Consider the following 22,117-nt stretch of genomic DNA (forward strand, 5'->3'; position numbering starts at 1 on the left):
TGGCTTTTATTAACAGAGCTAAGTTAGCAATCAAACCCGAATGAGGGAAGTGCTCGCTTGTTTCAAATTATGATCCCTTCTCGGTCGCGTTTTTAGCCGGCTTGGCCGAGATCCAGAGCCTGATATTGCCCTTGACCACCAGGATATCATTGCTGTCATAGGCGAGCACCTCGACATCAAGATCCCCCGGCTGCCAGGCGTTGGCATCAACCTTGGCCACACAGCGGATATCGCTGCCGGCCTTGGCGGTGTAATCCAGCGTCATGCCCTTGGGGATCCAGCGCAGATGAGGTGGTATTGAAGCCTCGGCCATGACCCCCATCGCCATCGCCATTTCCAGGCCGTTGCAGATGGCAATGACATGTACTGTTCCTATGTGATTCTCCACTGCGCGGCGTTTACGCAACAGGCATTCACAGTAGTTGGGCTCCAACTGAGTAATTATCGGCTTGATACTGCCAAAGTAGGGTGCCATCCGGCTGACCAGCAAGGAGAATATCTTATTGCCAAAGGGCAGGCGCCGGCATTTGTGATACAAGTTCAGGGTCGAATTGGCGGTTTTACTCATAGTGATTCCTTGTGGGTATTCCTTTTTGATGTTTTTTGTTGGTATAGGGTAATGTTTTTGTTATTGCTCTGGTCGGATGAGTGTGTATGCTGACGAGCGCTTTGGCAAGAGCCAAGAGGCAAGAGCTAAAAGGAAAGAGGCAAGAGTTAAAAGGAAAGAGGCAAGAGTTAAAAGGAAAGAGGCACGAGCTAAAAGGAAAGAACCAAGAGCATTGGCTGAGATGATCGAGGGGCTCGCCAATCTGAGCTGGGGCTGAACAGATAGAATAAAAACGCGTGGCAGCAACTGGTGCCTGTGCTTAAATAGCGGTTTCTTCGGGAAGGTGCGAATGGGTGAACCTTTTGCAAGTGCAAGAATCACTTCCTTGGACAATCCAACTTCAATCAGGATTGGTATAATCCGCGAGAATTATCAAAACAGTAGTAAGGAAACCTAGTGAAATTTCTGTTGACCTACCTCAAGGGGCTGGCCATGGGGGCCGCCGATGTGGTGCCCGGCGTTTCCGGGGGAACCATAGCCTTTATTACCGGCATCTATGACACCCTGCTGGAAAGTATTCGCCGTATCAATCCCAGTCTTTGGGGCATTATACGCCGTGACGGCATCAAGGCGGCGTTTGCGCATATCAATGGCGCCTTTTTGTTGAGTCTGTTGGCGGGGATCCTCAGCAGTATTCTGAGCCTGGCCAAGCTTATTTCTTACCTGCTGGCACATCATCCTATTCCTGTATGGTCATTCTTTTTCGGGCTGATCCTTATCTCTGTGGTGCATATGCTGCGCCAGGTCAAGGGCGGTTTTTCACTGCCGCGACTATTGATATTCGCGTTGGGAGTGGCCTTTGCCTGGGGCATTACCGTGCTGAGCCCGGTCGAGTTGGAGGCCAGCTACTTTAATATTTTTGTTGGCGGTGCCATTGCCATTTGCGCCATGATACTGCCAGGGATATCCGGCAGCTTTATCCTCTTGTTGTTGGGGCTTTATCCAGCCGTGCTGGCGGCGGCCAAGAATATCCAGTTGGACATTCTCGGCTGTTTTGCTGTCGGCGCCGTGATAGGTATCCTGAGTTTCAGCCATCTGCTGTCGGCGTTGCTGCGGCGCTTTCACGATGCCACCCTTATCTTCCTTACCGGGCTTATGCTGGGAACGCTGGGCAAGATCTGGCCCTGGAAACAGACGCTGAGCTGGCGCACCAATTCCCATGGTGAGCAGGTACCCCTGGTGCAGCAAAACCTGTCACCCTTTGGCTTTGAGCAACTGACACAGCAGCCGCATCAGTTGGGGTTGGCGCTCTTGTGTGCCGCCGCTGGAATTGGTCTGGTACTCCTGGTTGAGCGTCTGGGGGCTGGTAAGCAATAATTTCAGGCGTTAGTGCCCTGCAGTGAAAGATATCAATGACAGAAAACGGGAGCTCAAGGCTCCCGTTTTTTATCTTCCTTCGAATCTCTCTTAAATGCTTTTGCGTTACAGGTTTCATCCAAGATGGGTGCTACTTCGCCAGCAGACAGCTCAGGTTTTCTGAGCTCGACTCCTTTTAAGGTCTTGTATGACTTGCCCGGCAAGTCGATCCCTTTACTAAAAAATATTGTACAAAAACTTGATCCTTGTACAGGTGTGTGCCTTAATCTACTACAAGGTTATACAAGGATTCTCAATATGTACAAGTTTGAGCCGCAGCGAATTCAACTGGGTATCAGTGCCTGCCTGTTGGGGCAGCAGGTGCGTTTTGACGGTGGTCATAAGAATTCTGTCTATTGCCAGCAGGAGCTTAGGCAACATTTCGACTTTGTGCCAGTCTGTCCTGAGATGGCAATAGGCATGGGCGCGCCACGCAAGAGCATACGTCAGGTGCGCCGCGGTGATGAGATTAGGATCCAGAGCCGTGATGCCAGCCTGGATGTAACCGAGAGCCTGCAAAGTTTCAGTGAGCAAAAAGTCGCTGAATTGGGGTTTTTAAGTGGCTATCTGCTTTGTGCCAAATCACCTACCTGCGGCATGGAACGGGTCACTGTCTACAAGGAAGGCGGCGATCAGGGGAATCGCAGTGGCATAGGTGTGTTCGCCAAGGCCCTGATGCAACGCTGGCCACAACTGCCGGTTGAAGAAGAGGGGCGCTTGAACGATTTGGTGATCAGGGAAAACTTTTTCACCCGGGTGTATGCCTTTCACGACTGGCAGTGTCTGCTGCACTCCGGCTTAAGCCTGCATAAATTGACCCAATTTCACGCCAGATACAAATACCTATTACTGGCGCACAGTCCGGCTCAATATCGCCAACTTGGCCCCTTGCTGGCTGAAGGTGGTGAAGACTTGCAGGAAACTGCCCGGCGTTACTTTGAAGGCTTTATGGAGGCGCTGAAAAATAAGGCTAGTCGCCGCAATCACACCAGCGCACTGCAGCATATTCAGGGCTATTTCAAACAAAAACTGACCAAGGCACAGAAGGCTGAGCTTAGTCAGGCGATAGATGAATATCGTCAGGGGCTGCAACCTCTGTTGGTGCCGCTGACATTGATTAAACATTACTTGAGGGAGCATCCGCAGCCGTATATTGCGGCCCAGGTTTATCTCAACCCTCATCCACAGGAGTTAAAACTGCGTTATGCCTACTGATAACATTGCCAACCTTTCCATCGGCGAAGTCGCCAGACTGACCGGGGTGAATCCTGTCACCTTGCGTGCCTGGCAGCGACGGTTTGGACTGGTTATCCCGCAGCGCACCCCCAAGGGCCATAGACTCTACACTCAGGAGCAGGTGCAACAGATCCGTGAAATCCTCTCCTGGCTTGAGCAGGGCGTGGCCATCAGCAAGGTCAAGCCACTGCTCAGTGGCCAGACAGAAAAACAGCTGCAGCAAGAAAATGAAGACGACGACTGGCTGAAGTTCAGCAGCAGTCTCACCGAGGCGGCACTTTCTCTCAGCAGTGCCCGCTTTGGCCGCTTGCTGGATGAATTCAGTGCCCTCTATCCCATCGCCTTGTGTTGTCGGCGCCTGCGCCATTGGTTGCAAGTATTGGACACCCAGCTCGATGAACGCCTCGACGGCGCATTTGTCCGCAGTTGGCTCGAAAGCCGTCTGGCTCACTATGTCGGCGCCCGCAGCGAGCAGTTGCTGCGCCAGAAACCCCGTTGGCAACTTCTTTATCTGCCGCTTGGCAAGCAGCCGGCATGGAGTGAGATCTTGCTGCAACTGGAGCTTATCACCCGGGGTGTCAGCCTTTTGCCGCTCAATATAGAGGAGCCTTTGGAAGGTCAGGGGTTGCAACTCTTGGCACACAGGCTGCCGCTGCAGGGACTCTTGTTGCTGCCGCCTTCCCAGTTGCCGGGCAGCAGTGTCAAAGCCCTGTTCCAGTTGGCGAGCGCTTTGGAATATCCATTGATCTTGAGCGGGGATTATGTGGCGGCTCACGCCAATGCCTTTGAGCACTATGCCAAGGAACTGGCTGTGACTGAAAAAGGCGCCAACAAGAACCGGGAGCCCGTCAAGAATCCTGTGCTTTGCAGCAGCAATGCCGCCATATTGGCACTGCTGGGTCAGGCCGAGTCCGCCTCAAAACAACCGGAGGACAAGTAACATGTCCCAGTCCTTGCCCAATCATGCGCCTTCCCGTGAAAAGGCCTGTGTTGCCATCTGGTTTCGCAGCGATCTGCGCACTTCAGATAACCAGGCCCTGTGGCTGGCGTGCGAAGCGGCAAGGGCCCAAGGTCTGCCGCTGCGGGGGTTTTATATTGCGACTCCGGCCCAGTGGCAGCAGCACTCTGTTGGTCCCATGCAGCTGGATTTCATCGAGCGCAGCGTCAATCAACTGCAACGGGCGTTGGCATCTTTGGGGATAGCTTTTGATTTGCTGCACTGTGACGATTTCTCTTTGGTGAATGTCACTGTCGAGGAGTATTGCCAACGCCAGGGCGTTAAGCAGATTTTTGCCGGGCGCGAGGTGGAGATTAACGAGCAGCGCCGGGATCAGGCGCTGGCACAGCTCACCAGGACTATAGGGGTGGGCCTGCAGTTTACCGATGAGCACTGTCTGCTGCCGCCCGGCAGCGTCCGTACCCAAGGCGGCGAAATGTATCGGGTATTTACCCCCTTCTTTCGCCGCTGGCGTGAGCTGCTGGGAAGTGAGGCGATGATGCCGCTGCCGGTACCTGCGCCTCTGGCCCCGGCTTTACCTGAACCCGCAGAGCTGAGTTTTAAGGTCAGCAATCAAGGCAGTAAACAAGACAGCCACCACTGGCCAGTGGGTGAAGGGGCGGCCAGGCAGCGCCTCGATAGCTTTATTGCCAACCAGCTTGCCGATTACGGCCAGGAGCGGGATTTCCCGGCGCTCGATGGCACCAGTTGCCTGTCGCCCTATCTGGCGTTTGGAATTCTCAGCCCGCGGCAATGTGTGGCGGCGCTGCTCAATCGCTTCCCCGAGGCTATGGCAGAGGACAATAGTCCAGGTCGCAGCTGGCTGGCTGAGCTGGCCTGGCGCGAGTTTTACCGCCATCTGCTGCACGCCTGGCCCCAGCTGTGTATGGGGCGCAATTTCAACTCGCTCGGTGATGACATAGTCTGGCGTAACGACCCGCAAGAGTTTGCCGCCTGGTGCGAGGGCCGTACCGGTTATCCGCTGGTGGATGCCGCCATGCGTCAGCTAAACCAGACCGGCTGGATGCACAATCGGCTGCGAATGGTGACCGCCAGCTTCCTCACCAAACACCTGTTGGTGGACTGGCGCTGGGGCGAGCAGTATTTTCGCCGCGCCCTGATAGATGGCGACCTGGCAGCCAATAACGGCGGCTGGCAGTGGTCTGCCGGCACCGGCTGTGATGCCCAGCCCTATTTCAGGATCTTCAACCCCATGAGCCAGAGCGAAAAGTTCGACCCTGACGCCAGTTTTATCCGCCGTTATCTGCCCGAACTGGCGCACTGGCCGCTTAAACAGATACACCATCCGGGCACAGCCGCATCGTCTCGCTTCACCGAGCCGAGTCTGTTCGCCACTGCGGCTTATCCGCCACCTATAGTCGAGCACAGCGCGGCGCGGCAAAGGGCGTTGACCGCCCTGGCCGTGCTGAAAAAGTCTGCCTGAACTCAGTTCATTAGCCGAGGGATTATCATGACCAGCCACTCAGTCGCCGCGGACATAGCACCCGCTTCACTGCCGACATCGCCGCAGTCTCAGGAGATTATTCAGGCATTTATTGCCTTGTATCAATCCTTGGGCCCTGAGCAACTGCCCATATTGCGCCAAAGGCTGCAGGCCGTCTACGCGCCTGAGATCTGTTTTTGCGATCCCATGCACCAACTGGAGGGGCTTGAGCAACTGGAACAGTATTTTGCCGGTTTGTATCGCAACCTGACCGAAATCGCCTTTGAGATCACTGATGTCTTGCCCGCCGGTGATCAGGCCGCCATCAGTTGGCAGATGAAGTATTGTCACCCCAAGTTGAACCGGGGGCAGAGTATCAGCGTCGATGGTATCAGCCTCATCAAGTTTGGCGACAAAATCCATTACCACAGGGATTATCTGGATCTGGGGCAGATGCTCTATGAACAGTTGCCGCTGCTGGGCTCAGTGGTGCGCATGGTCAAGGGTAGGGCAAGCCGATGAAGACGGTATTGATCACGGGTGCCAGCTCAGGCATAGGTGCCGAGCTTGCCAGACAATATGCCGCCGCCGGTTGGCGGGTCTTGGCCTGTGGCCGCAATGAACAAGCTCTGGCCGCCCTCGAAGGCTGCGAGCCTTTGAGGTTCGATGTCACCGACAGAGACTCGGTGCTGAAGCAGGGCAGCAAGCTCAAATTGGAGTTGGGCCAAGCCGACTGTGTGGATCTGCTGCTGCTCAATGCCGGTACCTGTGAGTACATAGGCGAGGCTATGGCCTTTGACAGCGCCCTGTTTGAGCGGGTTATCCGCACCAATCTGTTGGCTGTGGGCTATTGCCTGGAAGCCTTTATGCCTTTGCTTGAGCGTGGCAGCCAACTGGCGCTGATGAGTTCAAGCGTTGTGATGCTGCCTTTCCCGAGGGCGGAGGCCTATGGCGCCTCCAAGGCCGGGATCAGTTACCTGGCGCAGAGCTTGCGGCTCGATCTGGCCCACAAGGGAATAGATGTCAGCGAAATTCGCCCGGGCTTTGTTAAAACGCCGCTCACCGACAAAAATGACTTCGCCATGCCGATGCGGATTTCCGCCGATAAAGCCGCCAACACCATCATCCAAGCCCTGGCCGCCAGACGGCGCCTGATTGCCTTTCCCGGGCGTTTTATCTGGCTGCTGACTCTGCTGAGCTGGCTGCCCCGCAGTTGGCTGGCCGCCGCCCTTGGTAAACCCTCTGCAAAAAACGGGAGCCCAGTATGACAGTTTCAACCGGCAATAAGCCGCGCATCGCCATAGTCGGTTCGGGGATCTCCTCGCTCACTTGTGGTTATCTGTTGTCACAGCAGTATGAGGTGACGTTGTTTGAAGCCGCCGATTATCTGGGTGGGCATACGGCCACTGTGGATGTTGAGCTTGACGGCAAACCCTACGCCATAGACACAGGGTTTATTGTGTTCAACGATCGCACTTATCCCAGGTTTCAGGCCTTGATGGCCCGGGTCGGTATCAAGGCGCTGGCGACCGAGATGAGCTTCTCGGTGCAAAACCTTGTCAGCGGTCTTGAATACAATGGCCATAGCCTGGCGACCCTGTTTGCGCAAAAGCGCAATCTGCTGAGTCCGACTTTTTGGGGGTTCCTGAGGGAGATTTTGGCCTTCAACAGCCGCTGCAAAGCCTTGTACCAAAGTGGTCGTTACCCGGCGGTGACGCTGGGGGAATTTCTCGACCAGCAGGGGTTTTCCGACTTCTTCTGTCAGCACTATATCCTGCCGATGGGCGCTGCTATCTGGTCGTCCAGCATTCAGGATATGCGCGCCTTCTCGCTGCCATTCTTTATCCGTTTCTTTGAACATCATGGACTGTTGGCCGTCAGCAATCGGCCGCAGTGGTATGTGCTCGAAGGCGGCTCCCGCAGTTATATTCCGGCGCTCAGCGCGCCCTTTGCCGAGCGGGTGCATCTCAACTCGCCGGTAGCACAAATCCGCCGCCAAGCGGGGGGCGTGCAGCTCAGAGTCAAGGATAGCTGGCATGAGTTTGATCAGGTGATCCTCGGCTGTCACAGCGATCAGGCGCTGGCCATGCTCAGTGACGCCAGTGAGCTGGAGCGGGAGATACTCTCCAGGCTTAAATACCAGGATAACCAGGTGACCTTGCACACTGATACCTCGCTGTTACCGAAGCATCGCGCCGCCTGGGCCAGTTGGAATTATCGTCTCGATGGTGATGCCAGCCGTCCCGCCTGCGTGACCTACAACATGAATATTTTGCAGCGCCTGCCAAAGTCTGCACCGGATTTTTTGGTGACCCTGAACCAGGATGAGGCGATAGCCGAGGACAAGGTGCTCAAACGTTTTGTCTATGCTCACCCGGTATTCAATGAACAGAGCCAGGCGGCGCAGCAACGCCGCAGCGAGATCTGCGGCCAAGACAGTATCCATTTTGTCGGCGCCTACTGGTACAACGGCTTTCATGAAGACGGGGTACGCAGCGCCCTGGATGTTTGTGAAAGGTTCGGGGTGAGCCTATGAAACCTGAAACGGGTCTCTACCTCGGCAGCGTCAGTCACTTGAGGCTAACGCCGGTAAGGCACAGCTTTCGCTATCCCTTTGCCTTGATGCTGCTGGACTTGGATGACTTGCCAAGGCTCTCATCCCTCAGCGGCTTGTTTGGTGAATCCCCTTGGTCAGTGCTGCGTTTTCGGCAGCAGGATTACCTCAAGGCGGCTTCAATATCGAATACTGCCTCATCGCTTAAACAGCGGGTACTGGATAAGGTGATTGCGCTCGGCGGCGAGGCCGGCTGCGACAGCGTGCTGTTCGCCGGGCAGCTGCGCCACTTTGGGCTCTATTTCAGCCCAGTCAATTTTTTCTACTGCTTTCAAGGTGATGAATATAAATACCTGTTGGCAGAGGTGAGCAATACCCCCTGGAATGAGCGTCACTGTTATCTGGTGTCGGCCGAGGCGCCGGCGCTTGGCGACAAGTGCTTCCATGTATCGCCTTTTATGTCGCTGGATTATCGCTATCGCTGGCATATTCCGGCGCCGGCAGAGCGGCTCGACTTGCGGATCAGCAATCTGCCCGGCAAGGGAGATGAGGCAGAGGCTGCCCCCGAGTCGCAAAAGGTCAGCTTCGATGCGGTATTAAGCCTCAAACGCCGCCCCTTCAATGGTCGTGAACTTAGACGTTATCTGTGGGGCTTTCCCTTGATGAGCCTGAAAATTCTTTGGCTCATCTATTGGCAAGCGCTGCGTTTGTGGCTTAAGCGGGTGCCCTTTGTGCCTTACGAGCGCAGGCCTCAGGGCGGCACGGACTGAGGCTAAGGAAGGTGCGAACAAGTCCCATGTGTACTCTGCGTCGGCTTACGGGCTTGGATGCAAGGCGTGGTTCGCAGCAAATGGCCCTAGTCCTTTGCAAGACGCTTCCCTAAAGGTTTGGAAATTTCCCCGAGTGTGACAGCAAACATTGGAGAATGAGATGGAAAACACAGTAGCCAAGAACAGACAGCAGCTGGCCGCCAGTGGCAAGAGCCTATGGGCCAGAGTCATGCAACAGGCCTTGAATGCCTTGGAGGGCGGTTGTCTTAAACTGCAACTGGGCAGTGAGCAGTGGACCTTCGGCCCGCTCGACACAGACCTGGTCGCCATAATTCGTATTCACGATGAGCGCTTTTTTCGCCAGGTGATTCTGGGCGGCTCTATCGGCGCCGGTGAAGCCTATATTCAGGGGCACTGGTCCAGTCCGGATGTTACCGCAGTGGTGCGGCTGTTTGCCCGTAATCTGCCGCTGCTGGATAAGATAGAGCAGCGGTTCTCCTGGTTTTCCAACACAGTTAGCCGGGTGAAACATCTGCTGCGCCGAAACTCAAAGGCCGGTTCAAAGCGCAATATTCTGGCGCACTATGATCTGGGCAACCCCTTGTATCAGGCATTTCTCGACCCTGAGCTGCTCTATTCAAGCGCCGTCTATCCCCATGAACAGGCGCAGTTGGATGAGGCGCAGCAGTATAAGCTGCAACTGATTTGCGAGCGGCTGGATCTGCAGCCCGGGATGAGTCTTTTGGAAATAGGTACCGGTTGGGGCGCCCTGGCTATCTATGCCGCCAAACACTATGACGTCAAGGTAACCACTACCACGATTTCCGATGCCCAGTACCAATATGCCAGTGAAAGGGTTGCCGCCGAAGGACTGAGTGAGCGCATTACCCTGTTGCGGCAGGATTATCGCCAGCTCAGCGGCCAGTATGACCGTTTGGTCTCGATAGAGATGATAGAGGCAGTGGGCCACGATTATCTGCCGGGCTTTTTTGCCGGCCTGGATGCCCTGCTCAAGCCGAGTGGCAAGCTGTTATTGCAGGCGATCACCATTAAAGATCAGCGCTATGACAGCTACCGCAAAGGGGTGGATTTTATTCAGCGCTATATTTTCCCCGGCGGTTGCCTGCCATCTGTCACCGAGATGACACGCCACTTGCAGCGGCAAACCTCCATGACCCTCTGGTCGTTGGATGATATTGGTCTCGACTATGCCCGCACCCTGAATGACTGGCATGCCAATTTCGATGACGCCAGAGAGCGGGTGCGTGAACTCGGTTATGGTGAAGATTTTGTGCGTATGTGGAAGTTTTACCTGAGTTACTGCGAAGGTGGTTTTCTTGAGCGCACCATAAGCACAGTGCAACTGACTGCAGTCAAGGACGGCTATCGTCCGCTGAGCTCAAGGCAAATTGCAGGTTAGGCCATGAAACTGTCATCGCCTTGGTTTTTTCTGCTGCTCAACGCCATCGTTTTCCAGTTGGGCTGGTGGTCTTTGATCCTGTTTGCCAATCAGGCGCTGGTGTTTGCTCTCTTGCTGCTTTGTGCCCAGTTGCTGCTTGTCAATCCGGGCTACCGCTCCGCCCTCATGGCCGAGAATGCCCTGGATCAGCACTGCCAACTGGCAGCGCAAAGCGTAAAGCGTACCGGATACAGTATGAAAGCATTCAACGCCGTACTGATACCTGCTGTCATTGGCATAGTTTTGGACGCCATGCTGCACCTTGGCGGAGTATTTGAGTTTGACAGCCCCTCGCGACTTTTACCCTTGTGGCTCTGCTGTCTTTGGGGGCATTTTGCCGCGACCTTGGGGGTGAGTCTGGCCTGGCTCAGGGACTTGCCTAAATGGCAGCAGGCACTCTTTGGTGCTGTGGGGGGCGCAGGCAGTTACCTGGCGGCATTCAGGTTGGAGGCCGTGGCTTGGCCCCTGGGGCAATCGGCTACTTTTAGCTTGTTGATAATCATCTGGTCGCTGCTGCTGCCACTGTTAAGTTATTGCAACCTTAAGCTTGAATGGGGTAAAAATCCCCCAACTACAGGATTTCTCTGACGGAGACCGGCAATGAAACGATTCATCAAGGGTGTAAACAAGGGAGCAAAGCAAGCTGGTAAGTTGCATAAAGCAGGCTTTGCCGGGCTGATGATACTGCTTGGCCTGCCCTCTCAGGCCTGGGCCGACAATTTACAGATTCAAGCACAGACTCAAGCACAGCAGGCTCAAGCGCTGAGTCAAGAGCAGACTCCTGAGCCCAAAGCTGCCCAGGTCGAGCCATCCAAGGCGGAGCTTGCCAGCTTTCGGGAAGTGGGCCGCGGTGAAATGGACTGGTGGTTTATAACCCTTTATCGGGCCAGGTTGCTGACGCCGGATGGTAGTTACCAGCCCAATAGCTTCCCGCAGCAGCTGGAAATTCAGTATTACCGGGATATACCCGCTTCGCGACTCCTGGAGGCCACCAAACACCAGTGGTTGCACCTGGGATACGACAGAGAGCAGATATCTGCCTGGTTGGCGCTGCTTGAAGATATCTGGCCGGATGTGGAGCAAGGGGATAGATTGAGCTTTGTGGCAAGCGGGCCGCAGCGAGGGCATTTTCTGTTCAACGACAAGCCGTTAGCCGCGATTGTTATAGATGAGAGCGCTTCGAGCGAGCATAAGCGTTTTGCTGATGCCTTTTTGGCGATTTGGTTGTCAGAGCGCAGCAGTCGGCCGCAACTGAGAGCCCAGTTGATAGGAGGGCAGGCATGCAAATGTTAATCAGCAGGTTTATCAGTTTCACTAAGGTTTGGATGTTACTTCTGATGCTTGGACTGAGCGGTTGCGGCAGTGTCGATATTCATGACTATAGCGCCAGCGAACCTAAGTTGGATCTGCAGCAGTTCTTTAACGGGGAGTTGCAGGCTTCCGGTATGGTGCAAGATTACAGCGGCCAGGTGGTGCGCCGTTTCAATGTGCGGATGACGGGCAGTTGGCAGGGGAATCAAGGTGTGTTGCAGGAATGGTTTGAGTATGACGATGGTGAGCTTGCCGAGCGAACCTGGCAGATTACCAAGCTTGCCGATGGCCGCTACCAGGGCAGAGCCGCGGATATTCTGGGGGTGGCAGAAGGGCAAGCAGAGGGTTTTGCCCTGCGTTGGCGCTACGACATGCTGCTAAAGCTTGATAGCGGCGAGTATCAGGTGCATTTCGACGACTGGATGTATCAAACGGCGCCGGACACCATAATCAACCGCAGCGAGATCCGCAAATGGGGCCTGACAGTGGGGGAGGTGACTCTGGTGATCCGTAAGCTGAACGAATTTGATGCTAACAAGGAAGCACTCCCGCCGCACAAAAATAATTGAATATTCCTTATTTATTCGTTGGTTGAAGAAGAATAATTGCCGCAGGACGTTTTACCGCTTGTGTCTAAAAACATTTGCGGCGTCTATTGGACGGCCAAAATTACTGTGGTTTTGTGGCGATTTCCCTAATTGTTTCATTGCTTCATCGTATTTGCTCCAATGATCACAACAGCTTATGTCTCTATTGAAGAAATGATGCTCATTTAAGAACGCGTCACAGGCTGCGCAATAGAACAGTGAGCAGTCCTGCTCAGATTGATCTCCATGTATATAGTGCCTTTGGTTCATTTGCATGTTTTCTCCTGAATAAACGCTATCAATTATGGTACGCCATGACTAACGCTGAGTCTCAGCCTAAGTTAAGCTTAGCTCTGTTTTAATAACAACCGTCTCTCAACACAGGTTTCAATATTGATGAACAACAAGTCTTTGCTACTGCCTTGGGTTTCGATGGGCTTACTGGCACTGGTATCGCTCGGCGGCTGCTCGAATGGTATCGATTTCAGTTTTGAAGCGCCCGAGGAGGAGCGGGTGAATCCCAATCTCCCCGCCGAAGATCCCATGGCACAGGATAACCAGAGGATCATAGATGATGCGCGCCGGGAAGGGAAAATCGACTCTCAAGTGTTCCCCGGGCAGCGTTGATCAACCCAGTTGTTTGCTGTTGTCGCTCTGCTTGCGGTCATAGTATTCGAAGGGAAACAGGTTGCGCAGGCGCTGAATGTTGGCATCTCCGGCGTTGGCGCTGATATGCAGCCGCACTTCGCCGCTGCGCTCGGCGCGCACTGTGCAGGTGAGTTTCTCTTTCTTGACCAGGGCGCGGCATTCACGTTCAAACTTCTCCGGGATTTTGCCCTTGTGCGAGGTCATACGACCGTCCTTGAAATGCATTTCAAATATTGTCATTCCTTTCTTGTTACTGAAAACCAGTTTGTAGATAAGCACTAACGCCAGGGCGATAAAGAGTATTTTTAACATAGTGGCCATAGTGAGACTCCTTGTTTCAGCAAGAGTAAATACTGCTATCCAGATGTGATCTTATATCTTCAGTTATACCTGCAAGCAGCGGCGTTTGACAGTGCACCCAGGGTGGATTTTTGTGATAAGGCTAGAAGGACTGGCAAATTGGCAAACCTTGGTTATTATTTGTTCAGTAACACCTGTTTACCACAAACCAAGATCAAGGATGAAGCCATGTACCTTTCCAATGCCGAGCGCTGGGCGCAAATCTGTGACAGACAAGTGGAACTGATGGGAAAGCTCAGTGAGCAGTTTCCCGAGCGGCGAGAGCAACTGCAACATCTCACCCATAGCTGGCAAGACGTCAAACAGCAGGTGCGCCGGGGCGATCCCCCCCACGTACCGCCACTGCGTTGAGAACTGAATCAATTTATAAAAAAGAGCCGCTCAGGGAGCGGCTCTGTTACTTTTGGCTGGTGGGAGGAAGATGTGGCTTGCCCGTGCAGGTCTGTCCTATGGCTTGCCTGGGCAGCGCAATTTTGCTGCTTAGAAAGCGTAACTGACACTCGCCAGCACAGTGCCGTCATTCTGGAAGGTGCCACTGCTTATCTCGGCATCCGAATCTATATCTGTGTCCAACCAGGCCAGAGACAAACCAAAACCGGCAATCTCAGTCGAGACACCTATGGAGTAATCCAGATATTTGCCCATATCGTCATCGGGCGCATCGCCGAAGTTGTAACCCAGGTGCAGATCCAGGCTCCAGTTTTCGGCAAACTCATAACTATAGTTCAGCTCTGCATAGTGGTAGTCCAGATCTGAGCCCGAATAGTCATTGGTGTACCAGTAGGCAGCCCTAAAATCGCTGAACTCGAGGCCGAAAGAGATTTCGTTGTAGTCCTGGGAGACATTGTCGCCCGGGTACATATAGCGCAGCAGGGTAATGTCATAGGCCAGGTTGTCGTTGATTTCACCGGCGTAACCCAGGTAGACATCCAGTTCGAAATCGGCACCCACCTGATCCTCTTTGGGAGTACCATCTTCATCGAATTCCACATTACTGGCCCAGGCCCCGACGAAGAAACCCGAGTCGTGACTCCAGTCCAGACTAGCTTGCACGGCAAAGTCACCGGCAGTTTGTGACACGCCTCTAAAGCGGTAGTCATTGGTCACGGCTATCTCGCCGCTGATTTCGGCCATGGCAGAGGTTGAGGTTATGGCGCCGCCAAGCAGTAGTGCCCATAGCAGAGGGTTGGTTCTTCTTATCACTGGGTTCACAAGCATTTCTCCCTTCTTTGGTTTGCCGGCCCCGTCCGGAAATATTCCGGCGCGACCTGGTTTATGCCAAACAACAGCAGCTATGCTGAGACCTCATGGCGGTTTTGTTTTTATCTGTTGGATTCAAACACCACATAGAGCTTGCGGCAGGGAATCGTTACCTGCCAACTGCCGCGAAACCCGGCCGGGATAACAAACCTGTCGCCGGGGCCAACTTCGAGATGATTTCCCTGTTCATCGCTGATGACACTGTTACCCTCGAGGATTTCGCAATACTCGTGCTCAGTGTAGTTAACTTTCCAAGTGCCTGTTTCGCTTTGCCAAATTCCGGTATGAAACTGCTCACAGGGGCTGGAGTAATGGTTCTCCAGTCGTTGCAGAGGCGCGCCCTGCAGACGCTTTTCCTCAGCGATGGAGTATTCACTTATCTCGGGAGTATTGCGCGCCAGTACTCTGATATTGTTGATGTGCATCAGGCTCTCCCTCTCTCCCTATTTCATGGTCGGCATGATGAAATCGGCACTCAGCTGTTTGGGCCAGCGGGCGGTAACGGCTTTGCGCCGGGTGTAGAAGCGAACTCCATCCGGGCCGTGCATATGCAGTGGGCCAAACAGCGAGCGTTTCCAACCGCCGAAACTGTGAAATGCCATAGGCACAGGGATAGGCACATTGACCCCTACCATGCCGACTTGCACCGAGTGGCAAAAGTCGCGCGCCAGCTCGCCGCTCTGGGTAAAGATGGCGGTGCCGTTGCCGAACTCATGTTGATTGATAAGAGCCAGCGCCGAGTCATAATCGGCCACCCTGACTATGCAAAGCACAGGGCCGAAGATCTCTTCCCGGTAAATCTGCATCTCAGGGGTGACGGCATCGAACAGGGTCGCACCGAGAAAGAAGCCTTCGCTGTCTGCCAAGGTATTGCGGCCATCGACCAGACAAACTGCGCCCTGCTGTATACCGCTGTCTATATAGCTGCAGACCTTGTCCAGATGCGCGCGGGAGATGAGCGGCCCCATTTCCATACCCGGCTCCAGGCCGTTACCTACCTTGAGCGCGGCTATCTTGGGTTGCAGTTTTTCTATCAGGGCATCGGCCACATCAGCAACCGCCAGTACCACGGAAATTGCCATACAGCGCTCGCCGGCAGAACCATAGGCCGCACCCATCAGGGCGTTGCTGGCCAGTTCCAGATCGGCATCCGGCATCAGCAGCATGTGGTTCTTGGCGCCGCCGAGTGCCTGTACCCGCTTGCCGTGAGCCGATGCCTTACTGTAGATGTACTCGGCCACAGGCGTAGAACCGACAAAGGAGATGGCCTGAACATCCTGATGGCAGAGCAGGGTATCGACTGCCAGCTTGTCGCCGTTGATAACATTGAAGACCCCATCCGGCAGCCCGGCCTGGGTCAGCAGCTCGGCAATTCTGAGTACCGGCGCCGGATTCTTTTCCGATGGCTTCATCACAAAGGTATTGCCGCAGGCGATGGCAATCGGGAACATCCACATGGGAACCATCACAGGGAAATTGAACGGCGAAATGCCGGCAACCACCCCGAGCGGTTGATTGATGCTCCAGGCATCGACGCCAGTGCCAACCTGTTCAGTGTGTTCCCCCTTGAGAAGATGGGGAATGCCGCAGGCAAACTCCACCACTTCCAGTCCTCGAACCAACTCGCCCCTGGCATCCTCAAGCACTTTGCCGTGTTGCAGGCAGATAAGCTCGGCCAGCTCATCCATGTGGGCTTCTACCAGGGCTTTGAAGCGAAACAGCACCCGCGCCCGGTTAAGGGGCGATACCTTTGACCAAGCGTCAAAAGCCTGTTTGGCCGAGTCTATTGCCCGCTCTGTATCTGCCTTGGAGGCGAGGGCGACTCTGGCTTGCTCTTTGCCGTTGGCCGGGTTGAAAATCGGCAGTGAAGCCTGTGCCCGGCTGCCATCTGTTTCATGTCCATCTATATAGTGGCTGTAAATACGCATAACTATCCTGTGTGCTTCAGTCGACGGTTTGGATGGCGTCGGCCAGGGTGGAAATCAGTTGATCTATTTGGGACTCTTCCACTATCAGTGGCGGGGAGAGGGCTATGATGTCGGCGGTGGCCCTTACCAGCGCACCTTGCCAGAAACAGCGCTCGAAAATCTGATAGCCGCGTTTGCCAACACCTTGCGGGCTGGGGGCCAGCTGAATGCCACCCACCAGGCCGGTATTGCGAATATCGATGACATTGGGTAGCCCCTTGAGACTGTGCAGCGCCTGTTCAAAATAGGGCGCCAGCGCTGTAGTGCGCTCAAACAGCTTTTCGTCACGGTAGATATCCAGGGTGGCCAGTGCCGCCGCGGCCGCAACAGGATGCCCCGAATAGGTATAGCCGTGAAAGAACTCGATCATCGCCTCGGGGCCCTGCATACAGGCATCGTGAATAGCTTGCTGCACAAACACCGCGCCCATGGGGATGGCGCCATTGTTGAGTGCCTTGGCCGTGGTCATTATGTCCGGAGTCACATCCCAGTGGTTGCTGGCAAAAGCGCCGCCCACCCGGCCAAAACCTGTGATCACCTCATCGAATATCAGCAAGATGCCGTATTTTTGAGTGATCTCCCGAAGGCGCTTGAGATAGCCCTTGGGGGGCAATATTACCCCGGCCGAACCTGACATGGGCTCGACGATAACGGCGGCGATATTCTCGGCGCCATGCAGGGCAATCAGCCCCTCGAGCGCCTCGGCCTTGTCGGCGCCATGCTCGGGCAAGCCGCGGCTGAAGGCGTTGGCTTTCATATCCAGAGTGTGGGGCAGGTGATCGACGCCGCCGAGGAGCTGCGGGCTGAAACCTTTACGGTTATTGCCAATTCCGCCCACCGAAATACCGCCAAACCCCACACCGTGGTAGCCCAGCTCACGGCCGATAAAACGGCTGCGGCTCGGCTCGCCATTGGCTCTGTGGTAACACAGCGCCAGCTTGAGTGCGGTGTCGACCGACTCTGAGCCCGAGTTGGTAAAGAAGATACGGTTCATGCCGGGCGGGGCGATTTCACTGAGGCGCTCGGCCAACTCGAATGCCAACGGATGACCCATCTGAAAGCTGGGGGCATAGTCCATTTCGCGGATCTGACGGCTGACCGCCTCGCTGATCTCCGCCCGGCCATGGCCGGCATTACAGCACCAAAGACCTGCGGTGCCGTCCAGCACCTGACGGCCATCGACATCCCGGTAATACATGCCTTCGGCCGAAGCCAGTAGCCTGGGAGTCTGCTTGAATTGACGGTTGGCACTGAAAGGCATCCAGTAATGCTCGAGATTGCCCTGTGTTTTCGCCTGTTGTTTTAGCTCTGCCATAAGCATTAACCTTAGTGTTGCGGGCTTGTTAATGGTGATTGATATTTCGCTATGCTATGTCAGAAATAATGAACATGGAAGGCCTGTGTGCAATTATTTATGCCAAAAAATCTATTTTTGTAAAATATATTGAATTTATGCCGTGCTCGAGGCTAATCTGGAGCGACCCGAATAACTGGCGATGGCTGCACGAGTTGGCCGCGATAGGCCTACTGAGGTAGTGGAATGCCCGCTTGCAAGCAGATGAGAGGATTTATGAGTACACCGCAAACCCGTCAGCAATGGCAGCAGTTGGCCGCGCAATTGCAGATCTGTGGCCAGGCCTTTATCCATGGAGAGTATTGTGCAGCCGTATCCGGCGAGACCTTCGATTGCATCAGCCCTGTGGATGGCAACAAGCTTGCCGCCGTAGCCAGTTGCGATCTGGCCGATGCCGAGGCGGCGGTGGCCAGTGCCAGAGCCAGTTTTGAATCCGGAGTCTGGTCTCGAATGGCGCCGGTAGAACGCAAAAAGGTGATGATACGCTTTGCTGATTTGCTGGAGGCGCATAGTGATGAACTGGCCTTGCTGGAAACCCTGGATATGGGCAAGCCAATCCGTTTTTCCAAGTCGGTGGATGTGACCAATGCCGCCAGGGCCTTGCGTTGGTCCGGCGAAGCGGTTGACAAGATTTACGACGAGATAGCGCCCACCGCTGACAATGAAATCGGCATGATCACCCGTGAGCCTGTCGGGGTGGTGGCCGCGATTGTGCCGTGGAACTTCCCCCTGTTGATGGCCTGCTGGAAACTGGGGCCGGCGCTGGCCAGCGGTAACTCTGTTATCCTTAAACCCTCGGAAAAATCCCCTCTGACGGCGATTCGTATGGCTGCCATTGCCTTGGAAGCCGGGATCCCGTCCGGAGTGCTCAATGTATTGCCCGGTTTTGGTCATACCGTTGGCAAGGCGCTGGCGCTGCATATGGATGTCGATACCCTGGTGTTTACCGGCTCCACCAAGATAGCCAAGCAACTGATGGTCTACGCCGGTCAGTCCAATATGAAACGTGTGTGGTTGGAGGCCGGTGGCAAGAGCCCGCACATAGTCTTTAACGATTGCCCGGATCTCAAGGCGGCGGCGCAGGCGGCAGCTTCGGCCATCGCCTTCAACCAGGGCGAAGTTTGCACCGCAGGTTCGCGCCTGCTGGTGGAATCCGGGGTCAAGGAGCAACTGATAGCGCTCATTATCGACGAGCTCAAATCCTGGCAGCCGGGGCATCCGCTGGATCCGGATACCGTCAGTGGCGCGGTGGTGGATCAGCAGCAACTGCAGACTATTCTCGGTTATATCGAGGCGGGTAAGCAGCAAGGTGCTGTGCTGGCCTGTGGCGGCGAGCAACTCATGGCTGAAACCGGTGGCGTTTATGTGGCGCCGACTCTGTTTCGTGAAGTGAATAACCAGATGAGTATCGCTCGCGAGGAGATCTTCGGTCCTGTACTGAGTGTGATTGAATTTGAGGGAATGGAGCAGGCGATAGCCATAGGCAACGATAGCATCTATGGCCTGGCGGCCGGTGTGTGGACTTCTGATCTCAGCAAGGCCCATAGAACCGCCAAGGCGCTGAGAAGCGGTATGGTGTGGATCAATCATTATGACGGCGGCGATATGACGGCGCCCTTCGGTGGTTATAAGCAGTCGGGTAACGGCCGCGATAAGTCACTACATGCTTTTGATAAATACACAGAAATTAAGGCGACCTGGATAGCCATTTAATCGGTTTGCTGTAATAGACAATCCCCCTGCATTGCGGGGGGAAAGAGGCTAAGTTCAGGGCTTGAGGTGTTCACGCACAGGTTCAAACAGCGCATCAAGTAGCAATTGAGTGCGGTTATCTTCGACTCGCAGCTCCAGCCAGCCGTCACTGCCGAGAATTTCAAGCTGCCTGCACACGAGTATCGGCGGTGAGGCTTGCAGTTCCCCCTTGAGGCGAAAAATCCCCAGCGGCGTATGAACACGGCTGATATCGAAGCGAGTATTCACGACGGCCACAACGCCTTTGCTGCACTTGTTTTCAAAATGGCTCCCTATTCAACATACACTTGTCTTCAAAACAGGTCTTTTCAAAACAGGCCTTGTTCAGAATAGATCCTTGAATCTATGGTACAGCATGCCTGCCGCCAGAATGGGTGAGCGCAGCGCCGGGCCACCCGGGAAGGTCATATGCTCTATTGAGGCAAAGATATCGAAGCGCTCAGCCTGCTGACTGATAGCTTCTGCCAGCAGACGCCCCGCCATATGGGTGGCGTTGACGCCATGCCCGGCATAGGCCTGGGCGAAATAGATGTTGGGGCTATCCGGCAACCTGCCTATCTGCGGCATACGATTGGCGCCTATCCCTATCATGCCGCCCCACTGATAATCTATTTTCACGCCCTTGAGTGCCGGGAAGACTCTTTCCATATTGGGCCTGAGCGCGGCGCAAATGTCCTTGGGATCTCTGCCTGAGTAGTTGCACAGCCCGCCAAATAGCAGACGGTTGTCGGCCGACAGATGAAAATAGTCCAGTGCTATGCTCATATCGGCGAAGGCCATATTCTGCGGAATAATGTCAGCGCAGAGTGCTTGCGACAGGGGCTCGGTCGCCAGCAGATAACTGCCGGCCGGTAGCACCTTGCCGCCGATATGAGGTTCGAGTTTGGCACCTATATAGGCATTGCCGGCCAAAATCAGATAGCGGCAACGGACTTCGCCGCCCTCAGTCCTGACCCGTATCTGCTCGCCCTTGATGATTTCGGTGGCGGCGCTGTCTTCATAGATGTTAACCCCCAGGCTTAGGGCTGCACGGGCCTCGCCGAGGGCCAGATTCAAAGGGTGCAGATGGCCGCTGCCCATGTCGCTGAGCGCGCCGAGATAACGCTCAGAGCCTATGACTTCCGGCAACTGCTCCTTGGACAACAGCTTGAGCTTATGTGGGTAGTTAAGTTGCTCAAGCTCGGTAAGCTCCTGCTCAAGCTCCTGCATATGTCTTGGTTTCAGCGCCAGATCACAGTAGCCCCAGCGCAGATCGCAATCGATTTGGTATTGCGCGATCCGTTGCCGGACAATATCGACGGCTTCAAAACCCATCTGCTTGATAGCCAGCACACCTTCTTTACCTATACTCGGCTCAAACTGTTCAATATTATGGCCAATACCGCGGATCAACTCCCCGCCATTACGCCCTGAGGCGCCCCAGCCCACTTTTTTGGCTTCCAGTATGGTGACCCCAAAGCCTCGTTCAGCCAGTTCTATGGCACTGTTGAGGCCGCTGAAGCCAGCGCCTATTACGCAGACATCTGTCTCCAATGACTCTTCCAGCCTGGGATGCTGAAACAATTCTTTGGCGGTCGCATGGTAAAAAGAGGCGGGATAGTTGTCACTGTGAATGGGGGACTGGATTGGCATCATGGCTCCGTTCTTGTTATAAGTTTGGACTCGGCTGGTTACACCTGACGGTCGTCGCACTCTTGCCTTCAAAGTGTTCGTTTTATTTAACATGCTTTTGTCATATAATACAAAACAATTTCACCGGGACCCTGGTTGCCCTAGTGCAGAAGCCGCTGCCGACCGTGTCCTGTAACCGCCTGATAAGAGATTTTTGGGGGATTTGCGATTTGGATATAGGTGCCAGCCTCAAGGCTGTTAGAAAAATGAAAGGCCTGTCCCAGCGTGAGCTGGCTAAACGCGCCGGGGTGACCAACAGCACCATCTCTATGATAGAGAAAAACAGTGTCAGCCCTTCAGTCAGTTCACTCAAGAAAGTGCTTTCGGGGATCCCCATGTCGCTGGTGGAGTTTTTCTCCATAGGTGAAAACGGCTCTACCGAGCAAAAAGTGGTGTATCGCTCCAATGAGCTTTTGGACATAGGCACTGGGCCGCTGGAGTTCAAGCTCATAGGTCGGGATTACCCCAACCGTGCCATGTCTGTGATGTCGGAGACTTATCCCCCGGGAGCCGATACGGGTGAAGAGATGCTGCGCCACGAAGGGGAAGAAGCGGCGCTGGTGATCACCGGTCGCTTTGAACTGACGGTCGGTGAAGAGGTGTTTATTCTGGAGGCCGGTGACAGCTACTATTTCAATAGCGAACAACCACACAGGTTCCGCAACCCTTTCGATGAACCCTGTCATCTGGTCAGTGCCACCACTCCTGCCAACTTTTGATCTTCCATTTCCTCAGCTGATTGCGATTTGCTGCCCGTAAATTCACTTCGGGCAGCATATTTGCC

The 22,117-nt window shown here is 54.6% G+C and carries 24 protein-coding genes; 16 read left to right on the forward strand and 8 right to left on the reverse strand.

The window, feature by feature from the left end:
- Window positions 1-67 precede the first annotated feature (67 nt).
- The gene (locus tag ACMHXH_RS15735) at window positions 68-568 is read right to left on the reverse strand and encodes a hotdog fold domain-containing protein (RefSeq protein ID WP_413738267.1); all 501 of its coding nucleotides are present in this window, start codon (window positions 566-568) and stop codon (window positions 68-70) included.
- 435 nt (window positions 569-1,003) lie between these two features.
- Here ACMHXH_RS15735 and ACMHXH_RS15740 point away from each other — a divergent pair, with 435 nt between their 5' ends.
- The 13 genes from ACMHXH_RS15740 to ACMHXH_RS15800 all read left to right on the forward strand — a co-directional run bounded on the left by ACMHXH_RS15740 (window position 1,004) and on the right by ACMHXH_RS15800 (window position 12,948).
- Window positions 1,004-1,924 (forward strand): DUF368 domain-containing protein, encoded by a 921-nt coding sequence (locus ACMHXH_RS15740; RefSeq protein WP_039034313.1) that lies wholly within the window; start codon window positions 1,004-1,006, stop codon window positions 1,922-1,924.
- 297 nt (window positions 1,925-2,221) lie between these two features.
- Window positions 2,222-3,178, forward strand: a complete 957-nt coding sequence (locus tag ACMHXH_RS15745) for a YbgA family protein (RefSeq protein WP_186265387.1) — start codon at window positions 2,222-2,224, stop codon at window positions 3,176-3,178.
- Window positions 3,168-4,139, forward strand: a complete 972-nt coding sequence (locus ACMHXH_RS15750) for a MerR family transcriptional regulator (protein WP_071477036.1) — start codon at window positions 3,168-3,170, stop codon at window positions 4,137-4,139. Before ACMHXH_RS15745 ends, ACMHXH_RS15750 begins: the two co-directional genes overlap by 11 nt.
- Window position 4,140: 1 nt before the next feature.
- Window positions 4,141-5,640, forward strand: coding sequence for a deoxyribodipyrimidine photo-lyase (phrB, locus tag ACMHXH_RS15755; RefSeq protein ID WP_335912583.1), 1,500 nt, complete (start codon window positions 4,141-4,143; stop codon window positions 5,638-5,640).
- A gap of 27 nt (window positions 5,641-5,667) precedes the next feature.
- Window positions 5,668-6,162 (forward strand): nuclear transport factor 2 family protein, encoded by a 495-nt coding sequence (locus ACMHXH_RS15760; protein WP_335908261.1) that lies wholly within the window; start codon window positions 5,668-5,670, stop codon window positions 6,160-6,162.
- A complete protein-coding gene (locus tag ACMHXH_RS15765) occupies window positions 6,159-6,908 on the forward strand; it encodes an SDR family NAD(P)-dependent oxidoreductase (RefSeq protein ID WP_335912582.1) in 750 nt (249 codons plus the stop codon). The genes ACMHXH_RS15760 and ACMHXH_RS15765 overlap by 4 nt, the downstream gene beginning before the upstream one ends.
- Window positions 6,905-8,176: an NAD(P)/FAD-dependent oxidoreductase gene (locus tag ACMHXH_RS15770; protein ID WP_039034310.1), complete on the forward strand. Its 1,272-nt coding sequence runs from the start codon at window positions 6,905-6,907 to the stop codon at window positions 8,174-8,176. The genes ACMHXH_RS15765 and ACMHXH_RS15770 overlap by 4 nt, the downstream gene beginning before the upstream one ends.
- On the forward strand, window positions 8,173-8,964 hold the full coding sequence (locus ACMHXH_RS15775; RefSeq protein WP_039034309.1) for a DUF1365 domain-containing protein: 792 nt from the start codon (window positions 8,173-8,175) through the stop codon (window positions 8,962-8,964). The genes ACMHXH_RS15770 and ACMHXH_RS15775 overlap by 4 nt, the downstream gene beginning before the upstream one ends.
- A gap of 160 nt (window positions 8,965-9,124) precedes the next feature.
- Entirely contained in the window at window positions 9,125-10,384 is a 1,260-nt protein-coding gene (locus ACMHXH_RS15780; RefSeq protein WP_101056848.1) for an SAM-dependent methyltransferase, read from the forward strand.
- A 3-nt stretch (window positions 10,385-10,387) separates the two neighbouring features.
- Window positions 10,388-11,011, forward strand: a complete 624-nt coding sequence (locus ACMHXH_RS15785) for a DUF2878 domain-containing protein (protein WP_335912581.1) — start codon at window positions 10,388-10,390, stop codon at window positions 11,009-11,011.
- Between the two features lie 12 nt (window positions 11,012-11,023).
- Complete coding sequence (locus ACMHXH_RS15790) at window positions 11,024-11,716, forward strand: hypothetical protein (protein ID WP_335912580.1); 693 nt, start codon at window positions 11,024-11,026, stop codon at window positions 11,714-11,716.
- Window positions 11,710-12,303: a DUF3833 domain-containing protein gene (locus ACMHXH_RS15795; protein WP_335912591.1), complete on the forward strand. Its 594-nt coding sequence runs from the start codon at window positions 11,710-11,712 to the stop codon at window positions 12,301-12,303. The genes ACMHXH_RS15790 and ACMHXH_RS15795 overlap by 7 nt, the downstream gene beginning before the upstream one ends.
- 414 nt (window positions 12,304-12,717) lie before the next feature.
- Complete coding sequence (locus ACMHXH_RS15800) at window positions 12,718-12,948, forward strand: hypothetical protein (RefSeq protein ID WP_335912579.1); 231 nt, start codon at window positions 12,718-12,720, stop codon at window positions 12,946-12,948.
- Here the strand turns inward: ACMHXH_RS15800 and ACMHXH_RS15805 are convergent, their stop codons facing one another.
- Entirely contained in the window at window positions 12,949-13,290 is a 342-nt protein-coding gene (locus ACMHXH_RS15805) for a DUF3634 family protein (protein WP_039034306.1), read from the reverse strand. It abuts the gene before it with no gap.
- Between the two features lie 138 nt (window positions 13,291-13,428).
- Between ACMHXH_RS15805 and ACMHXH_RS15810 the strand changes: the two genes are divergently transcribed.
- On the forward strand, window positions 13,429-13,680 hold the full coding sequence (locus ACMHXH_RS15810) for a hypothetical protein (protein ID WP_313954998.1): 252 nt from the start codon (window positions 13,429-13,431) through the stop codon (window positions 13,678-13,680).
- A 129-nt stretch (window positions 13,681-13,809) separates the two neighbouring features.
- Here ACMHXH_RS15810 and ACMHXH_RS15815 read toward each other — a convergent pair whose 3' ends face one another.
- The 4 genes from ACMHXH_RS15815 to ACMHXH_RS15830 all read right to left on the reverse strand — a co-directional run bounded on the left by ACMHXH_RS15815 (window position 13,810) and on the right by ACMHXH_RS15830 (window position 17,871).
- On the reverse strand, window positions 13,810-14,532 hold the full coding sequence (locus ACMHXH_RS15815; protein ID WP_373296848.1) for a TorF family putative porin: 723 nt from the start codon (window positions 14,530-14,532) through the stop codon (window positions 13,810-13,812).
- Between the two features lie 119 nt (window positions 14,533-14,651).
- Window positions 14,652-15,014, reverse strand: coding sequence for a cupin domain-containing protein (locus tag ACMHXH_RS15820; protein WP_335912578.1), 363 nt, complete (start codon window positions 15,012-15,014; stop codon window positions 14,652-14,654).
- Window positions 15,015-15,032: 18 nt separating this feature from the next.
- Entirely contained in the window at window positions 15,033-16,517 is a 1,485-nt protein-coding gene (locus ACMHXH_RS15825) for a CoA-acylating methylmalonate-semialdehyde dehydrogenase (RefSeq protein ID WP_335912577.1), read from the reverse strand.
- Between the two features lie 16 nt (window positions 16,518-16,533).
- Entirely contained in the window at window positions 16,534-17,871 is a 1,338-nt protein-coding gene (locus ACMHXH_RS15830; RefSeq protein WP_143078447.1) for an aspartate aminotransferase family protein, read from the reverse strand.
- 255 nt (window positions 17,872-18,126) lie between these two features.
- Here ACMHXH_RS15830 and ACMHXH_RS15835 point away from each other — a divergent pair, with 255 nt between their 5' ends.
- Window positions 18,127-19,623 carry an aldehyde dehydrogenase gene (locus tag ACMHXH_RS15835; protein ID WP_335912576.1) on the forward strand — a complete coding sequence of 499 codons (1,497 nt, stop codon included), beginning with the start codon at window positions 18,127-18,129 and terminating at the stop codon, window positions 19,621-19,623.
- Window positions 19,624-19,677: 54 nt separating this feature from the next.
- Here ACMHXH_RS15835 and ACMHXH_RS15840 read toward each other — a convergent pair whose 3' ends face one another.
- Both ACMHXH_RS15840 and ACMHXH_RS15845 read right to left on the reverse strand, forming a co-directional pair.
- Window positions 19,678-19,890, reverse strand: coding sequence for a hypothetical protein (locus ACMHXH_RS15840; RefSeq protein WP_319618916.1), 213 nt, complete (start codon window positions 19,888-19,890; stop codon window positions 19,678-19,680).
- 96 nt (window positions 19,891-19,986) lie between these two features.
- Window positions 19,987-21,294 (reverse strand): FAD-binding oxidoreductase, encoded by a 1,308-nt coding sequence (locus ACMHXH_RS15845; protein ID WP_335912590.1) that lies wholly within the window; start codon window positions 21,292-21,294, stop codon window positions 19,987-19,989.
- Between the two features lie 209 nt (window positions 21,295-21,503).
- Between ACMHXH_RS15845 and ACMHXH_RS15850 the strand changes: the two genes are divergently transcribed.
- Window positions 21,504-22,052, forward strand: coding sequence for a cupin domain-containing protein (locus ACMHXH_RS15850; protein WP_039034340.1), 549 nt, complete (start codon window positions 21,504-21,506; stop codon window positions 22,050-22,052).
- Window positions 22,053-22,117: the final 65 nt, after the last annotated feature.

It is taken from the genome of Shewanella sp. BJSY2023SW001 (assembly GCF_047314685.1).
GTDB classification, from domain to species: Bacteria; Pseudomonadota; Gammaproteobacteria; order Enterobacterales; family Shewanellaceae; genus Shewanella; species Shewanella indica.

Excerpts from the sequence above, each read along its gene's own strand:
- ACMHXH_RS15735 (WP_413738267.1), bottom strand. The coding sequence starts at position 568 with ATGAGTAAAACCGCCAATTCGACCCTGAACTTGTATCACAAATGCCGG.
- ACMHXH_RS15745 (WP_186265387.1), top strand. The coding sequence starts at position 2,222 with ATGTACAAGTTTGAGCCGCAGCGAATTCAACTGGGTATCAGTGCCTGC.
- ACMHXH_RS15750 (WP_071477036.1), top strand. The coding sequence starts at position 3,168 with ATGCCTACTGATAACATTGCCAACCTTTCCATCGGCGAAGTCGCCAGA.
- phrB (WP_335912583.1), top strand. The coding sequence starts at position 4,141 with ATGTCCCAGTCCTTGCCCAATCATGCGCCTTCCCGTGAAAAGGCCTGT.
- ACMHXH_RS15760 (WP_335908261.1), top strand. The coding sequence starts at position 5,668 with ATGACCAGCCACTCAGTCGCCGCGGACATAGCACCCGCTTCACTGCCG.
- ACMHXH_RS15765 (WP_335912582.1), top strand. The coding sequence starts at position 6,159 with ATGAAGACGGTATTGATCACGGGTGCCAGCTCAGGCATAGGTGCCGAG.
- ACMHXH_RS15770 (WP_039034310.1), top strand. The coding sequence starts at position 6,905 with ATGACAGTTTCAACCGGCAATAAGCCGCGCATCGCCATAGTCGGTTCG.
- ACMHXH_RS15775 (WP_039034309.1), top strand. The coding sequence starts at position 8,173 with ATGAAACCTGAAACGGGTCTCTACCTCGGCAGCGTCAGTCACTTGAGG.
- ACMHXH_RS15780 (WP_101056848.1), top strand. The coding sequence starts at position 9,125 with ATGGAAAACACAGTAGCCAAGAACAGACAGCAGCTGGCCGCCAGTGGC.
- ACMHXH_RS15785 (WP_335912581.1), top strand. The coding sequence starts at position 10,388 with ATGAAACTGTCATCGCCTTGGTTTTTTCTGCTGCTCAACGCCATCGTT.
- ACMHXH_RS15790 (WP_335912580.1), top strand. The coding sequence starts at position 11,024 with ATGAAACGATTCATCAAGGGTGTAAACAAGGGAGCAAAGCAAGCTGGT.
- ACMHXH_RS15795 (WP_335912591.1), top strand. The coding sequence starts at position 11,710 with ATGTTAATCAGCAGGTTTATCAGTTTCACTAAGGTTTGGATGTTACTT.
- ACMHXH_RS15800 (WP_335912579.1), top strand. The coding sequence starts at position 12,718 with ATGAACAACAAGTCTTTGCTACTGCCTTGGGTTTCGATGGGCTTACTG.
- ACMHXH_RS15805 (WP_039034306.1), bottom strand. The coding sequence starts at position 13,290 with ATGGCCACTATGTTAAAAATACTCTTTATCGCCCTGGCGTTAGTGCTT.
- ACMHXH_RS15820 (WP_335912578.1), bottom strand. The coding sequence starts at position 15,014 with ATGCACATCAACAATATCAGAGTACTGGCGCGCAATACTCCCGAGATA.
- ACMHXH_RS15825 (WP_335912577.1), bottom strand. The coding sequence starts at position 16,517 with ATGCGTATTTACAGCCACTATATAGATGGACATGAAACAGATGGCAGC.
- ACMHXH_RS15830 (WP_143078447.1), bottom strand. The coding sequence starts at position 17,871 with ATGGCAGAGCTAAAACAACAGGCGAAAACACAGGGCAATCTCGAGCAT.
- ACMHXH_RS15835 (WP_335912576.1), top strand. The coding sequence starts at position 18,127 with ATGAGTACACCGCAAACCCGTCAGCAATGGCAGCAGTTGGCCGCGCAA.
- ACMHXH_RS15845 (WP_335912590.1), bottom strand. The coding sequence starts at position 21,294 with ATGCCAATCCAGTCCCCCATTCACAGTGACAACTATCCCGCCTCTTTT.